Origin of the sequence: Yersinia aldovae ATCC 35236, assembly GCF_000173735.1 — a bacterium.
Taxonomy (GTDB): domain Bacteria; phylum Pseudomonadota; class Gammaproteobacteria; order Enterobacterales; family Enterobacteriaceae; genus Yersinia; species Yersinia aldovae.
Genome location: NZ_ACCB01000119.1, coordinates 1 through 432 on the forward strand (window position 1 = coordinate 1; position 432 = coordinate 432).

Consider the following 432-nt stretch of genomic DNA (forward strand, 5'->3'; position numbering starts at 1 on the left):
TAACCTGACACCGGAAGAATACCGGCTGATGGCTGAAAACCCGGAAATCTCAAAAAGTGCGTGGAACTAAAGCTGGGATACTTACAAATGCATCATCAAAGGGTTTCAGCGCATTCATTTAATCCGCTCACCGTGAAAATAAATTTCCGTTGGACGAGGAAGTACGCCCGGCAATGTTGGTTCCAGCGCATGGTTAACATGCAGTGCACCGTCCAACTCTTTCACTATCACCCGCTCAGTCAGTTGCAGGTCGATAATTTTATCGGTGACAGTACCGTCCTTCGCCGTAAACGAATCCATCACGCGCGCCGGTGCATTGGTGCGATACTTCTGCAACCAGCCCACCGCGATATCCTGCAACAATGGATTTTGTGCGCGGTTGGAGGTTTTTGCGCGATGGGTGCCATTGAAGCCCGCCATAATGCGATCCAA

Annotated in this window: 1 protein-coding gene and 1 pseudogene; one reads left to right on the plus strand and one right to left on the minus strand. The window is 50.2% G+C overall.

Annotated elements, in window-relative coordinates; genetic code table 11:
* Nucleotides 1-70 (plus strand): annotated as a pseudogene (locus YALDO0001_RS21645) (integrase); the annotation flags it as partial.
* A 44-nt stretch (nucleotides 71-114) separates the two neighbouring features.
* Here the strand turns inward: YALDO0001_RS21645 and YALDO0001_RS22165 are convergent.
* Nucleotides 115-432 (minus strand): P2 family phage major capsid protein (locus tag YALDO0001_RS22165; RefSeq protein ID WP_252830408.1); only part of this gene is annotated, 318 nt, incomplete at its 5' end.